Genomic DNA, 14,204 nt, shown 5'->3' with positions numbered 1-14,204 from the left:
CTGCTGCTCGGCGGCCAGGTGGTCGAGCCCGCGGGCGAGTTCGGCGGCGGTGAACCAGCGGCGGGCCAGGCTGTTCGGCCGGCGGGCGTAGTCGTGCGGGAGGTGGTACTCGCCCGGTGCGTAGCCGGGGGAGATCCGGGCGTCCTCGGGCCGGGTCGGGTCGAGCAGGACGATCCGCTGCTCGTGGACCAGTGCGCCCAGCCGCGCGGCCTCCCGCCGGGCCCAGGCGGTGTCCGGGGCGGCGTCGAGGAAGCGGATCGCGGCGCCCGCCTCGTACGGGTGGGTCCCCTGGAGGTTCTCGACGGCGGTGCGGCAGAAGGCGGTGGCGGCGGTGAGCCACGGGTGGACGATGCCCCGGCGGAGCAGCGGGGCGACGATCTGGCCGGTGGACAGCAGCGCGCCGACCGGCGGTTCGTCCTCCTCGGGCACCGGCACGAACGGCGGGTGCGGGTAGGGGCGCAGGCTCGGCAGGACGACGGGCACGCCGCCGTCGGGCGCGGCCACGCCCGCCAGCCAGTCGCAGACCGCCCGGGCGCGGGCGGCGTCCAGTGCGCCGATCTCCTCCAGCACGAGCAGTGCGCCCGGGACGGTGATGGGCTGGGCGGCGGGCCCGCGCACGTCCGGTTCGAGGCCGTAGGCGTAGCCGCCGTCGGCGGTGCGGTGGGCGTCCAGGGCGGCGAGGACGCCGGCCGGGTCGCCGCCGGGATCGCTGCTCGGGTCGCCGTCGGGGTTGCTCTCGCCGCCGAACAGGTGGGCGAAGCGCCGTTGTTCGAGGATGCGGCCGGAGGTCCAGAGGAACGCGGCGGCGGCGTCGAGGCGGTCCCCGGTGAGGCGTGCGGTGCGGGTGCGGGTCATGACTCGACCGTAGGCGGGCCGGGGACGGCCGTCTTGAACGATTCGGACGTGGGCGCCGGAGTGTCGGGCGCGGGGGTGTCGTGCGCGGGCGTGCGGTGGGTGCGGCGGTCGGGCGTGGTCGTGGTCAGAGTTCCTTGGCGGCCGCTCGGCGCTGCCGCTTGCCGAGCGGGGCCTGGGAGAGGTCCTCGGCCTGGGAACGGAGGTTCTTGTGGCCGTACCCGCGTTCGTCGAGCCAGGCGCGCGCCGACTGCTCCGCGCGCTCGGTGGCGTCGAGGATGTCCTCCTCGGCCTCGCCGGTGTCCTGGTAGCGGAACGTGAAGACGGCGCGGGCGTTCAGGTCGTAGCTGAGGTGGCCCTCGGGGGTGAAGGCGGCGAAGAGGATGTCGTGCTCGGCGGCCCGGGACTGCAGTTCGGCGTGCTGCTCGGGGGTGAGGCCGTCGAAGACGCCGCGGACGGTGATGCGGAAGGTGCGGGTGGTCATCCGGCGAGCCTAGTTCGCGGGGCGGCGGCCGGGCGAAGGGTTTTGTTGTGCCCCGGCCCCCGGCCCCCGGCCCGGGGTGTCCGGGTGGTCGGGGGCCGGGGCGGGTCGGTCAGGCTTCGTGCAGGACGGCGTCGGGGGCGGTGGGCGCCGGGGACTTGTCGAGGGCGGGCCAGGCGATCCGGGTGGAGCAGAGCGCGACGACCAGTGCCGAGGCCGCGACCACGCCCATGCCCCAGGCCAGGCCGGTGGCATTGGCGACGAAGCCGATCACGGCCGGACCGGCGAGCAGTCCGGTGGTGCCGGTGGCGGCGACCAGTGCCAGGGCGTCGGACCCCTGGCGGGCGGCGGCGACGTAGACGCAGGGAGTGACGGCGGCGATGCCGAGGCCGACGCAGGCGAAGCCGATCAGGGCCGGCACCACGCCGCCGACCAGCAGGGCGAGCGCCAGGCCGAGCCCGGCCACGGTGCTGCCGATCCGGACGATCGGGCCGTCCCCGAAGCGGGTGCGCCAGCCGTCGGCGAACAGCCGGGCGACGACCATCATCACCGAGATGACGGCGATGCCCAGCGGGGCCAGCTCGGGCGAGGCGTGCACGACGTTCTTCAGGTAGAGGGCGGACCAGTCGTTCATGGCGCCCTCGGTGATGGTGCCGAAGACCATCGCGACGCCCATCCAGATGGTGATCCGGGAGGGGAGCGGGATCCCGCGGCGCTTCGGCGGCGCCGCGTCCGCGGCCCCGCCGGCCTGCTCGGCGGCCCGCTCGTCGGTCTGTTCCGCAGCCGGGGTCGACTGCGGCTCGTCCGTCAGCATGCCGGTCCGGGCCAGCAGGAGCAGCAGCGCGAGGACGGCGGCCGCGATCGCGAAGTGGGCGGACAGCGTGGTGGTGACGATGTTCACGCCGGAGGCGAGCAGGGCGGCCAGGCCCAGGCCGGCGCTGAAGGTGGCGTGCAGCCTGGACATCGCGGTGCGCCCGAAGCGGACCTCCAGCGCGGCGCCCTGGGCGTTCATCGCGACGTTCAGGAAGCCGACCGCGACGCCGTCCAGGGCGGCGACCAGCAGCAGGACGGGGAAGTTCGGGGCGAGGGTGAAGCCGGCCAGGACCAGGCCGAGGACGATCGCGGAGACCGTGGCGAGGGTGCGCGAGCCGTACCGCTTCATCATCGTGGCGACGAGCGGGAAGGACGCGGCCGCGCCGATCCCGGAGGCCATCAGCAGCAGGCCGATCCGGCCGTCGCTGAGCTCGAAGTCGGTCTTCAGGGTGGGCAGGCGGGAGACCCAGGTCGCGTACTGGAAGCCGAGGAAGCAGAACAGCGCTGCGATGGCCAGGTGCGCCCGCAGGAAGTCGTCGCGCACGCGGAGCATGTGCATCATTCCGATTCTTGGGTGGGGGAGTTCGAAACCGGTGGTTCGTAACCGGGCGTTCGTGACCGGAGAGGAAGGGGAGCGGCGCCGGGGAGGGCGGGCGCTAGGGGTGGAGCGGCATCGACATGTAGACGGCCCGGTCGCCGTAGCTCGCGGGGAGCCGCACCTCGGGGTGGGGGAGGTAGCCGAGGGGGGCCCAGAGCACTTCGCTGCCCCGGACGGCGACCAGCGAGATGGTGGTGTGCCCGCGGTCGCGGGCCGTGTCGGCGAGGAAGGTGAGCAGGCGCGGGGCCAGGCCGCGTCCGCGCAGCCGCTCGGTGACGACCAGGTCGTGGGCGTGCAGATTGCTGGAGCCGAGGGGAGCCGGGGACTCCGCGCGGCTGAGGTCGGGGCAGTGGCCGAGCGGGTAGGGCAGGGCGAGCAGGTAGCCGCCGAACTCGCCCTTGTGCTCGAACGCGAAGCAGTAGTCGGGGGCGGCCCGGTGGCGCGAGCGCAGGGCCTCGCCGCCCTCGGAGAGGCCGCTCTCGCCATAGGCGCGGGCCTCCAGCGGCACCACCTCGGCCCAGTCGTGCTCGGCGAGCGGGCGGACGAGGAGTTCGTCGTCGAGGAGGGTGGAGTGTGCTGCAGCGTCGCCGAGTTGGGAGGTGGCGAGTTGGGCGATGGGGACGTGGGCGGCCGGGTGCGCGGACATCTACTGCGGTACTCCCTCGGGGCGGGGCGCGCCGTCCGGGCGGCCCGCCCGGACGCAGCTGTAGGGGAGCGGAGGGAAGCCGTTGAACCCCCGCGTGGTGTAGGCGGTGGCGTAGGCACCGCAGGAGAGGATCCACACCGGGTCGCCCGAGGCGGCGTCCCGGGGGACGGGCACACCGGCGCCCTCGTCGGCGTAGGCGTCGTCGCTGTCGCAGGTGGGTCCGGCGATCACGGCGGGCACGGTCACGGCGTCCGGGTGGGTGGGGAACTCCAGCCGGTAGCGCAACTCGTCCATCTCGTACAGGCCGTTGAACTTGCCGCAGCTCAGGTAGAGCCAGTACGCCCGTTCACCGTCCAACTGCTGACGGTCGGTCAGTCGGGTGATCTGGGCCCGGATCGCGCCGTGGTCGGCGACCAGGTGGCGGCCCGGCTCCAGCAGGAAGCCGAGCGGCGCCGCGGAGATCTCGCGCAGCCGCTGCATGCCCTCCCGGATCACCGCGAACATCTTGTCGACCGGCGGGTCGAGCGGCTCCCCGCGCCGGTCCAGCACGCCGAGGGCGGGCAGGCCGCCGCCGAGGTTGACGTGGTCCAGCAGGATGCCGCGCCGGTTGGCCGCCTCGAGCACCGAGGCGATCGTCTCCAGGGCGTGCTGCCAGGCCTCGGAGGTGAGTTGCTGGGAGCCGACGTGCACCGAGAGCCCGGCCGGGACCAGTCCGGCGTCCCGGGCCGCGTCCAGCACCCGCAGGGCGTCCGCCGACGAGCAGCCGAACTTCCGGCTCAGACCCCAGAGCGCCCCCTCGCCGGTGGTGGCGAGGCGGCAGAACACCCTTGCGCCCGGGGCGTGTTCGGCGATCGCGAGGACGTCGGCCAGGCTGTCGGTGGCGAAGTCGCGCACGCCGAGCCGGTACGCCTCGGCGATCTGGCGATCGGACTTGATCGTGTTGCCGTAGTGGATCCGCTCGACCGGCACGCCGGTGCGCAGGGCCTGGACGATCTCCTGCGGTCCGGCCGCGTCGAAGCCGGAGCCCCGGGCGGCCAGGCAGTCGAGCACCTCGTCCACCGGGCAGGCCTTCATGGCGAACCGGATGTCGACGTCCGGCAGTTCGCGCCGCAGGGCGTCGTACTGGGACTCGATGCCGTCGAGGTCGTAGATGATCCGGTCGTCCTCGGCGGCGGCCAGGGCGGCGCGCAGGCGTCCGTGGTCAGGCATGGGCGGCACTCCGGCCGGTGGTGGGTCGGCCGGGTCTTCCGGACGCTCCCGTGGGTGCGGGGACGGACGTCGGCGCGGGCGCGAGGAGGTCGGCGTCCGACGGTGTCGGCGTCGGCGTCGGCGGGACGGCGCGGGCGGCGGCGACCAGCGGGCCCCAGGCGTCGACGAGCAGGGCGAACGCCTCGATGTCCGCCTGCGCCTCGTCCAACAGGCTTTCCCGCCGCGGCAGCAGGTGGTCGGCGAAGTCGGCGTAGCGCCCGCCGAGCCCGCGGTAGGCGCGGTCGAGCACGGCCAGCCGCCGGTGGTTCTCCGCCCGGTCCTCGCCCGCGGCGCGGCGGGCGAACCCGGCCACGGCCCCGGGGCGCACATGGTGGTCCTCGTCGAGCAGCGCCCCGCCGGCCGCCTCGAGCGCGTCGTACACCGGGTGGAGGTACAGCATGGACAGCAGGAACTTGGTGAACCGCAGCTGGTAGGCGAGGAATCCGGCGTCGGTGCGCCGCTCCGAGGTGTAGTGGTTGACGATGTTGCGGTTGTGGGTGACGCCGGGCAGCTCCGCGTTGAGCACCAGATGGTGCAGGAAGTAGTCGCTGCCGATGGTGTCGGTCGCCGGCGGCAGCGGTACCCGCTCGTACAACTCGCGGTCCAGCGCGATGTTGCACATGTCGATCCGCCAGATGTCGGGCAGGTCGAGCACGGCGCGGTCGTGGGTGAACGGGTCGGTGCCGTTGCCGGTGAACGAGTCCGCGACCAGCTTGCGCCGTTCCTCGACGGTGGAGCCGGTGGCCGCCCACAGGCCCACGACCTCCTCGTAGACCTCCGGGTCCAGTGCCCGGACCTCCCCGAGGTCGACCGAGAGTTCGCCGATGAAGGAGCTGCCGACCAGGGCGACCGGCTTCCCCGCGTGCGCCGGGTCGAGGGTGTGGTGGGTGACGCCGGGCACGGCGTCGGCGGCGCGCCGTCCGATCGAGCGCAGCTCGTGGTGGATCGGGAACACCGGTTCGCCGTCCAGCTCCTGGTAGGTGCTGTCGGAGTCGCGGCGGTGCAGCGAGGAGCAGCCGAGCGCGGCGGCGAACAGGAACGCCCGGTTGGTGCAGGCGCCGTAGGACACGGTGTCCGGCAGCATCAGGTCGAGCAGCCGGTCGGCACCGGCCGCCGAGGCCAGGGCGGGCGTCGCGGCCGGGGCGGGCGTCGCGGCCGGGGCGGGCGTCGCGGTGCGGGCCCGGTCGATCACGGACCGCAGGAAGGCGCGCTGCTGCTGCTCGTCGAAGTGGTGCACGAGGACACCGGCGACGGCCGGGAGGTCGGCGACGGCCTTCTCGTGCTCGGCGCGGGTCGCGGCGTCCGCCGAGTCGAGGATCAGCAGGTGCACCCGGACGCCGAACTGGCGCGCGGCCCAGACGGCTTCGGCGCCTACGTCGGCGATGGCGGGGGCGCAGGCCCGGTTGGTGGGCAGGGCGAGGCAGATGCCGGGTGCGGCGAGGTCGACGGTCATTCCTCGCCCTTCCCGGGATCGGAGGTGGTGGCGGTGGCGGCGACCGCGGTGGGGTCGGCCTCGCTGTCGGCCGTGTGCCAGGACTCCAGGCCGAGCAGCCTGGCGCCGAGGCCGGTGAGTTCGGCCGAGCCGTAGCGCAGCGACTCGTGCTCGCGGTGGTCGCCGACCAGAGTGCGGTTCCAGGTCGGCGTGGAGCGGTCGCGCCAGGAGCCGATGCGCGACTCGCGGAGCTCGGTGTGCTCCTCCAGCGCGGGCATCATCGACAGGTACTGCACGGAGCGGACGCCGTTCGCCGAGGTGTTGGCGGCCACGCCGTGCGCCAGCATGCCGTTCCAGATCAGCAGGTCTCCGGCCTTCAACTCGGGCCGGACGACCGGGAACTCGTCGCGGTCGACGGCCGGACGGATCGGGTCGCGGTCGGCCGGCTGGGTGGCCTGCCAGGTGTTGAACCGGCGGAACAGCTCGGGGTTGCACTGGAAGCCGCCGTGGTCCGGCGCGGTGTCGTTGAGGGCGATGATGCCCTGCACGCGCTGGGGGAGCATCCCGGCGGTGGAGTCGACGTCCCAGTGCAGCTCGATGTCGAAGCCCTTGTCGGTGGGCTCGATCAGCGCGCGGTCGCGGTTCCTGACGTTCGGCGGGTTGAGGTTGAGCCGGTCGAGGGTGACCCAGAGCTCTTCGCAGTCCCAGACGTCGACGAAGGCGTCGTAGACCCGGCGGGCCTGCCGGCTGTCCCACATGAGCTGGTGCTGGTAGGCCTCGACGAAGCCGTAGATGTGCAGGTGCTGGTCCAGCTCGTCCCGGAAGTCCCGTTCCTCGTACCAGGTTTCGGGCCGCTCTGGGTCGAGGCCCTGGAACGACCAGGCGAAGTCGAGCAGCTTGCGCGCGGCCTCGGGGGCGATCGCCTCCGGCACGACGACGTAGCCGTACGTCTGCCAGAAGGCGAACTGCTCCTCCGACAGGACGCGCAACGGGCGCTGCTTCTCGATGTCCCTCAGCGCGGTGGCGGCGAGGTAGGCCTCGCCGTCGTTGCTGAAGTACGGGCGCTCCGAAGCGGCTCGATACAGGTACCCGTCGGGCTTCGGCATCACGTCACTCCAAGGTCGGGTCGGGGCGTCGGATCGGTGGGTGGCCGTGTGCCCGGGGCGGCGGGGAACGGGCGTCGGGAACGGCTGAATGAACGGCTGAATGAACGGCCGAGTGAACGGCTGGGCGAACGGCTGAATGAACGGCCGAGTGAACGGCTGGGCGAACGGCTGAATGAACGGCTGGGCGAACGGTGAAGGAAGCGGCGGAGGGAGCGGCGGAGACGGAGGCGGAGGGACGGTCGCGGGGCAGGGCCGGGCGGCGGCGGAGGGCGGCCCTGACGGGGCGTGGGATGAGGGTGGATTGCTCGTCCGACAAGGAGTGCCGACGGCTGTTCCGGCCTCGTCAAACGCGTGTGCCCCTACGGTGGACTAGACCAACTTGCGGTGTCAACCCTCGTCCCTGAGACCCCGATCGGCGCTCCGTCCGTCGGTGGACGACCGGGCGTGACCTGCGCCGGAACCGCCGCCCGGTCGGGTCACGGGCGGTCGGTGCGGCGCTCCGGAGGGCCGGATTCCCGCTGCCCCTTCGCGCGGCTGCTGCTGCCCGATCGGGCAAGTGGCGTCTGGCGTTGACGGGTTGACGTGGCCTCGGGCGGAGGGCTCGGAGGCGCCCTTCCGTGGGTGCTGTGGAGGTTCGGTGAGAGGTAGGAGGTGGGGCGTGAGAGGTGGGTGCGAGGGGTGGGGCGCGGGACGCGTGCACCCGGCACCCGGCCGCCCCCTCCGGCAGGGCGCGGGCCGGAGGGGACGGCGTCGGTGCGGGCAGGATCGGTGCGAGCGGGATCAGAGCGCGACGGTCCGCAGGTAGGAGCCCTGGCCGCGGATCCCGGCCACGAGGAGCGTGTGCCCGCCGGGGACGACCGCGGCGGCCGAGACGCCGTCCAGGCCGAAGCCGGTGAGCGCCTCGCCCGGCACGGCGGTGTCGGTCGCGGTGCTGTAGGCGAGCACCGAGGCCTGCGGCGTCCAGCTGTCCTTGAGGAGGTAGAGCCGCCCGCCGTCCGGGCTGACCGACACGTAGTGGAGGTCGGCCGGCGCGGTCGCGAAGGTGAAGACCGGCCGCGCGGTGTTGGTGACGGTGCTGATGGCGTACCCCGTGCCGGCGGAGGCTTGGATGCCCAGCGCGTAGACCCGCAGGCCGTCGGGCGAGGCGGCCAGCTCACCGGTGGCGCCGAGCCGCTCGACGGGGAGCAGCGGGGTCGGCACGGCCGTGGTGGTGTCGAGGTGCTCGACGCCGAGGTCCGTGGCGACGTACCCGGTGGCCCCGCCCGCCTGGAGCGCGAACCCGCCCACGCCGTACCCGCGCAGCGGCAGGGTCCCGGTGAAGGCGCCCGGGTCGGTGCCGAAGACCAGCACCCGGCCCGGCCGGACGCCCTGGCCGTCGCCGGCCGGGCCGTTCTGCCCGGCGTAGACCCTGGATCCGTCCGGGCTCACGGCGAGGCCGGTCAGCGCGCCGGGCGTCCAGCCGGCCGGGCGCTGCTGCTCGGGGGCGGGGGTGCGGGAGAGCACGGTGCCCGCCACCGTGTCCACGGCCACCAGCCGGTCCGCCACGACCACGTAGAGCCGTCGGCCGTCCTGGCTCACCACCGGCTTTCCGGCGTCGCCGTCCTCGGCCAGCGGCAGCTCGGCGACGACCGCGCCGCTGCGCAGGTCCACCGTCCGCAGGACGACCGGGGTCCGGCTGCCGGACCGGTCTGCCGCCACCACGTACGCCTTGGTCCCCTCGGGGCTGACCGCGAGGCCGAGTGCCCGCCAGCCGACGGCGGTGCCGTTCGGTGCGCCCGGAGCCGGTTCGGCGGCCGCCGCCCCGACGCCGGTCCCGGTCAGCAGCAGCGCCGCGGCCACCGCCAGTGCCCCGGTCCACCGGGCTTTCCCCACAAGCGAATTCATGCTTCCCCACTCTGTGGTCTAGACCTCATTGGTGGTGCGTGGAAAGGCTAGGGCACGGCGGCGGGGGCGGGGCGTCGGTTTTTGGACCTTGTCCGTACGGGGCGGAGCGCGGAGGGAGACCGGTCCGGGCGCGGGTGCGGTCCCGTCGTTGTTCCCGGATCGGCCATAGGTTCGATCTATGAGCCCATAGATCGACACCGCCTACAGTGGCAAGGTCCGGCGGGGTTGGGTGGACATGGAGCACCCTCGCCCGTCCGCCCCACCGGGCAGTGTGCTGTGCCCGCTGTGCCTGCTGTGCCGCTCGACGCGCTGCCGTCCCAGGCCGTGCCGCTCCGCCCGCTGTGCCGCTCCATCCGCTGTGCCGCTCCATCCGCTGTGCCGCTCCACCTCGTCCTGTTCGCCCCCGTCCGGAGGATCGCCCCGAGATGACCCGCCCGATCCGTGTCGCGATCGTCGGCGCCGGCCCCGCCGGTATATACGCCGCCGACGCCCTGCTGAAGTCCGACGCCGCCCAGCAGCCCGGGGTCTCCATCGACCTCTTCGAGCGGATGCCCGCGCCGTTCGGTCTGATCCGGTACGGCGTGGCGCCCGACCACCCGCGGATCAAGGGCATCGTCACCGCCCTCCACAAGGTGCTGGACAAGCCCGAGGTCCGGCTCTTCGGCAACGTCGACTACCCCGGCGACCTCGCCCTCGACGACCTGCACCGGTTCTACGACGCCGTGGTCTTCTCCACCGGCGCGATGGCCGACCGCGCGCTCGACATCCCCGGCATCGGCCTCGACGGCTCCTACGGCGCCGCCGACTTCGTCTCCTGGTACGACGGCCACCCCGATGTGCCCCGCACCTGGCCGCTGGAGGCCGAGAAGGTCGCCGTGCTGGGCGCCGGCAACGTCGCCCTGGACGTGGCCCGCATCCTCGCCAAGACCGCCGACGAGCTGCTGCCCACCGAGATCCCGCCGAACGTGTACGAGGGCCTCAAGCGCAACCGGGCCCTGGAGGTGCACGTCTTCGCCCGCCGCGGTCCCGCCCAGGCCAAGTTCAGCCCGATGGAGCTGCGCGAGCTCGACCACTCGCCCAACATCGAGGTGATCGTCGCCCCCGAGGACATCGACTACGACGAGGGCTCGATCGCCGAGCGGCGCGCCGCCAAGCACGTCGACATGGTCGCCTCGACCATCGAGAACTGGGCGATCCGGGATGTCGGCGACCGCCCGCACCGCCTCTACCTGCACTTCTTCGAGTCCCCGGTGGAGGTGCTCGGCGAGGACGGCAAGGTCGCCGGGCTGCGCACCGAGCGCACCGAGCTCGACGGCACCGGCAACGTCCGCGGCACCGGCGAGTTCACCGACTGGGACGTCCGCTCGATCTACCGGGCGATCGGGTACTACTCCGACGAGCTGCCCAAGCTGCCGTTCGACCCGGTCTCCGGCACCGTGCCGAACGCGGCCGGCCGGGTGCTCGCCGCCGACGGCTCGCACCAGGACGCGGTGTACGTGACCGGCTGGATCAAGCGCGGGCCGGTCGGCCTGATCGGGCACACCAAGGGCGACGCCAACGAGACCGTCGCCTGCCTGCTCGCCGACCAGGCCGAGGGGCGGCTGCCGGGCGCGGTCGAGCCGGACCCGGAGGCGGTCCCGGCGTACCTGCAGGAGCGCGGGGTGCGGTTCACCACCTGGCAGGGCTGGTACGAACTCGACGCCCACGAGCACGCGTTGGGCGAGGCCGAGGGCCGGGAGCGGGTCAAGGTGGTGGAGCGGGAGGACATGCTCCGGCACAGCGGGGCGTAGTCCGGACCGGGGCCGGCCCCGGTCGGAGTCGGAGCGAGCCCCGGCCCGTCGACGGTGGACAGCTGTCCCGTCGACGGGCCGGGGCGGCGTCGGTCTACTTGGGCATCTCGTTCCAGAGCTGGTCGGCGCTCCTGCCGGTGACCTGGACCCAGATCTGGCCGGAGCCGTAGTCCCTGGTGTTCAGCAGGTACGGCAGGTCGGGCCGCCGGTAGGTCTTCGCGACGTAGTCGATGAACCGGGCGGTGGCGCTGTAGCCGCTGTCGTACCGGTCGCCCGGGGCGAGCGGATGCACGGTGCCGGGCTGGAAGTTGTAGTAGCGCACCCAGTCCGCCAGCCCCTCCTCCAGCCACCACGGGCGACCCGGGTGCCCGAAGAACGCCACGTGCGCGGCCTCGTGCAGCAGGAAGCCGGTGTCGTTCCGGTTGTTGCGGGTGTAGTCGACGCTCGCGTGGATCTCGGGCACGGCGCCGGGTCGCGCATCGGCGGGGTGGTCGGTGATCTGCGGGTCGAGGACGATCCGGAACCGCGGGGCGGGGGTCCACGCGCCCTTGGTGACCAGGTTGGAGATCGTCGAGTAGTAGTCCGCGACGGTCTGCTTCTGCTGCTCCAGCCACGGGCCGAGGTCCGGGGCCCGCGAGTAGTCCAGGTCGATGACCGGGCGGCCGGGGGTGGGCGGGGTGGTGCCGCCGGGCCGGTCGAGGTTCCAGTTCTGTGCCGGGTCACCGGTGTTGCAGGCGGCCACCTTCGTGTTCAGGTCGGCGCCGCGGGCGAGGCAGAGGCGCGGGTCCGAGACGTTGCGCAGCAGCCAGCCCCGGCCGTCGCCCAGCGAGGTGTTGTGCAGGCTCCACCGCTGGTTGTCCGCGGCCACGTAGTTCCAGGCGCCGACGGTGTTCCGGTTCACGTCGCGGTCGATCGCGTTGTTGGTGCCCGGCACCTTGACCGACCAGGTGCCCGCGCCCTCGTCCCTGATCGTCCAGACCTGTTGGGCGGACGCCTCGTTCGGGTCCCGGACCACCACATTGGACCCGTTGTCGCGGCTGTCCCACTGGAGGGCGCCGCCCGCCTTGCTGGAGACGCGGTACTCGGCGCCGCTGACCGGCAGCGGCAGGTCGGTTGTGCTCGCGCTCGCGGTCCCGGCCCCCAGGACCGTCCCTGACACCGCGGTCACGGCGACCAGGACCGCGGCTGCGGCCGTACGACGGTTGATCATGTCGGGTTCCCCTCTCGGCCGGATCCCCGGTGGATCCGGCCTCCCGTCATGTCACCGCGCCGCCGCACACAGCGGGTTGACGGCCCGTCTACGAGGGCGTCGACAGGGGCCGCCGCACCACTGGTCCGACGGCCCCCGCGCTCAGTCCTCGGTGGGCGGGGGCGGGGCGAGGACGACCGGCCAGGCGTCCTCCCCGGCGAGCACCTGCTCCAGGGCGAGCCCCGGGCGGGCGTTGAACACGGCCGTCGCGGCACCGGCCCGGGCGTACAGTGCCGGGTCGACCGCGGCCTCCGCGTGCAGCACCAGGGCCGCCTCGGGCACGGCGGGCGAGCGCTCCGGGAACGCCGCCGGGTCCGCGCCGATCTGCTCCAGCGTGAACGGGTACGCGGCCACCGCGACGGTCAGGCGGTCCCCGTCCAGGGCGTGCTCCGCCCAGCCGTCGGTGGGGAGGAGGAAGAACGCGCCGTCCCCCTCGTGTCCGTACCAGCTCAGCTTGGCGACGGCGCGCTCGCCGGGCGGGCCGTCCGGGTCGACGAGCAGCGCCACCACGGGCGCGTCCGGGTCGTCGGGGTTGATGCCGTTGCGGACGTAGAGGCGGGCCACGGGCGACCTCCGGTCGGGGGTGGGTGGGGTGTGCGCGGCTGGTCTGCGGTCTGCGGTCTGCGGTCTGTGGTTTTCGGTTTTCGGGCGAATGCTAGCGGGGCCTCCGTGAGGAAGGTCACCCCGGAGTGATTGTCATGAACGCGACTTTAACGGGCCGGTCGCGTGAACGACAGGAGAACCGTGCGCTCCGGATAGTTCGCGCCGGATCGTTCGCTGCGGGGCGTCCGCTACGGGGCGGGCTCGCGCTTGCGCCCGCTGCGTTGTCCGTCGTGCTGTTCGAGCCGCTTCGGTCCGCCGTCGCGCGGCCGCTCCGGCAGGTGGTCCCGGACCGTCGGCGGGACGGTACGGCGGCGGCGCGCCTCGAAGAAGTGGCGGGTCAGGGCGAGGGTGCAGAGCAGTGCGAGGAGCGTGCAGACGCCCGCCCAGCCCGCCAGGGCGTGGGCGCGCAGTCCGAGCCAGGAGCCGACGCTGCCGCCGAGGTAACCGAAGGTCATGTAGGCGGTGTTGAGCCGGCTGCGGGCATCGGCCCGGAGCTCGTACACCCGGGTCTTGTTGGCGATCATGCCGGACTGCATCGAGACGTCCAGCAGCAGCGTGCCGGCCACCAGGACGGCCAGTCCCGCCGCGCCGCCCCCGCCCCCGGCCGCCAGGACCGCCGCCGAGGCGAGGGCGCCCAGCAGTCCGGCCAGATTCACGGGATCGGCGCCCCGGCGGTCCACCACTCGTCCGGCGATCGGCGTGCAGACCATCGTCGCCGCCCCGACCAGCGCGATCAGCCCGACCGTCTGCGCCCCGAACCCGTACTCGGGCCCGGTGAGCAGCAGCGGCAGGCAGGTCCAGACGGCGCAGAACCCGCCGAAGACCATCGCCTGGTAGAAGCCCGAGCGGCGCAACTCCGGTTCGTCGCGCAGCAGTCGGAGCGGCTCGACCAGCAGCGACCCGTACGACGGCCGGACGGCCGGGGCGACGGCGGTGACGTCCGGCAGTGTGCGGGTCAGGACGGCCGCGAGTGCCAGCGTCAGCACCCCCGCCGCCAAGTACGGCGCGCGCCAGCCCAGATACTCGCCGAGCGTGCCGCTGAACGTCCGCGCCAGCAGCATGCCGCCCGTGGCCCCGCTCAGCAGGGTGCCCATCACCGCCCCGCGCCGGTCGACGGGCACCAGTCCGGCCGCCATCGGCGACACCACCTGGGCGGCGACCGTGGTGGTCCCGACGGCGACGCTCGCCGCCAGCAGTACGGGCAGGGTGGGTGCGCAGCCGGCCGCGAGCAGTTCGAGTCCGGTGAGCCCGAGCAGGGTGGTCAGCAGTCGGCGGTTGGGTATTCGGTCGCCCAGCGGCACGATGAGGAAGATGCCGATGGAGTAACCGATCTGAGTGAACGTCACCGCCAGTGCGGCGGAACTCTCGGAAGTGTCCAGGCCGGAGGCGATCAGGGGAGTGATCGCCTGTGGGAAGTAGATCGTGCCCACGCCGACGGCGCAGGTGACGGTGAGCAGCAGGAGCAGGCGGCGAGTCATACCCGGAGGTTGGCCCGGCGGCGC

Annotated in this window: 12 protein-coding genes; 1 reads left to right on the top strand and 11 read right to left on the bottom strand. The window is 73.5% G+C overall.

Features of this window, described 5'->3' with window-relative positions; all coding sequences use genetic code 11:
• The 8 genes from BI06_RS24860 to BI06_RS24825 all read right to left on the bottom strand — a co-directional run.
• Positions 1 to 855, bottom strand: an 855-nt coding sequence (locus tag BI06_RS24860; protein ID WP_043471794.1) for a hypothetical protein, incomplete at its 3' end; no start/stop codon positions are given.
• 124 nt (positions 856 to 979) lie between these two features.
• Positions 980 to 1,336: a DUF6204 family protein gene (locus BI06_RS24855; RefSeq protein ID WP_030397595.1), complete on the bottom strand. Its 357-nt coding sequence runs from the start codon at positions 1,334 to 1,336 to the stop codon at positions 980 to 982.
• Between the two features lie 109 nt (positions 1,337 to 1,445).
• Positions 1,446 to 2,699, bottom strand: a complete 1,254-nt coding sequence (locus BI06_RS24850; protein ID WP_037782311.1) for an MFS transporter — start codon at positions 2,697 to 2,699, stop codon at positions 1,446 to 1,448.
• A gap of 103 nt (positions 2,700 to 2,802) precedes the next feature.
• The gene (locus BI06_RS24845) at positions 2,803 to 3,390 is read right to left on the bottom strand and encodes a GNAT family N-acetyltransferase (RefSeq protein ID WP_082558669.1); all 588 of its coding nucleotides are present in this window, start codon (positions 3,388 to 3,390) and stop codon (positions 2,803 to 2,805) included.
• Positions 3,391 to 4,599 (bottom strand): type III PLP-dependent enzyme, encoded by a 1,209-nt coding sequence (locus tag BI06_RS24840; RefSeq protein WP_043471792.1) that lies wholly within the window; start codon positions 4,597 to 4,599, stop codon positions 3,391 to 3,393.
• Positions 4,592 to 6,091, bottom strand: a complete 1,500-nt coding sequence (locus BI06_RS24835) for a DUF6271 family protein (RefSeq protein WP_063795019.1) — start codon at positions 6,089 to 6,091, stop codon at positions 4,592 to 4,594. The genes BI06_RS24840 and BI06_RS24835 overlap by 8 nt, the downstream gene beginning before the upstream one ends.
• The gene (locus BI06_RS24830) at positions 6,088 to 7,176 is read right to left on the bottom strand and encodes a phytanoyl-CoA dioxygenase family protein (protein WP_043471790.1); all 1,089 of its coding nucleotides are present in this window, start codon (positions 7,174 to 7,176) and stop codon (positions 6,088 to 6,090) included. The genes BI06_RS24835 and BI06_RS24830 overlap by 4 nt, the downstream gene beginning before the upstream one ends.
• A 780-nt stretch (positions 7,177 to 7,956) precedes the next feature.
• Entirely contained in the window at positions 7,957 to 9,060 is a 1,104-nt protein-coding gene (locus BI06_RS24825) for a hypothetical protein (RefSeq protein ID WP_149030476.1), read from the bottom strand.
• Between the two features lie 425 nt (positions 9,061 to 9,485).
• On the opposite strand from BI06_RS24825, the gene BI06_RS24820 reads away from it, so the two are divergent.
• On the top strand, positions 9,486 to 10,850 hold the full coding sequence (locus BI06_RS24820) for an FAD-dependent oxidoreductase (RefSeq protein ID WP_043471786.1): 1,365 nt from the start codon (positions 9,486 to 9,488) through the stop codon (positions 10,848 to 10,850).
• Between the two features lie 94 nt (positions 10,851 to 10,944).
• Here the strand turns inward: BI06_RS24820 and BI06_RS24815 are convergent, their stop codons facing one another.
• The 3 genes from BI06_RS24815 to BI06_RS24805 all read right to left on the bottom strand — a co-directional run bounded on the left by BI06_RS24815 (position 10,945) and on the right by BI06_RS24805 (position 14,180).
• Positions 10,945 to 12,060, bottom strand: a complete 1,116-nt coding sequence (locus BI06_RS24815; RefSeq protein ID WP_043471784.1) for a basic secretory protein-like protein — start codon at positions 12,058 to 12,060, stop codon at positions 10,945 to 10,947.
• A 141-nt stretch (positions 12,061 to 12,201) separates the two neighbouring features.
• Positions 12,202 to 12,663, bottom strand: coding sequence for a hypothetical protein (locus tag BI06_RS24810; protein WP_043471782.1), 462 nt, complete (start codon positions 12,661 to 12,663; stop codon positions 12,202 to 12,204).
• A 227-nt stretch (positions 12,664 to 12,890) separates the two neighbouring features.
• Positions 12,891 to 14,180 carry an MFS transporter gene (locus BI06_RS24805; RefSeq protein WP_063795018.1) on the bottom strand — a complete coding sequence of 430 codons (1,290 nt, stop codon included), beginning with the start codon at positions 14,178 to 14,180 and terminating at the stop codon, positions 12,891 to 12,893.
• Positions 14,181 to 14,204: the final 24 nt, after the last annotated feature.

Origin of the sequence: Kitasatospora sp. MBT66, from assembly GCF_000710405.2 — a bacterium.
Lineage (GTDB): Bacteria > Actinomycetota > Actinomycetes > Streptomycetales > Streptomycetaceae > Kitasatospora > Kitasatospora purpeofusca.
Note: the sequence above shows the minus strand (reverse complement) of the source record. Positions and strands in the feature narration are given on the sequence as shown.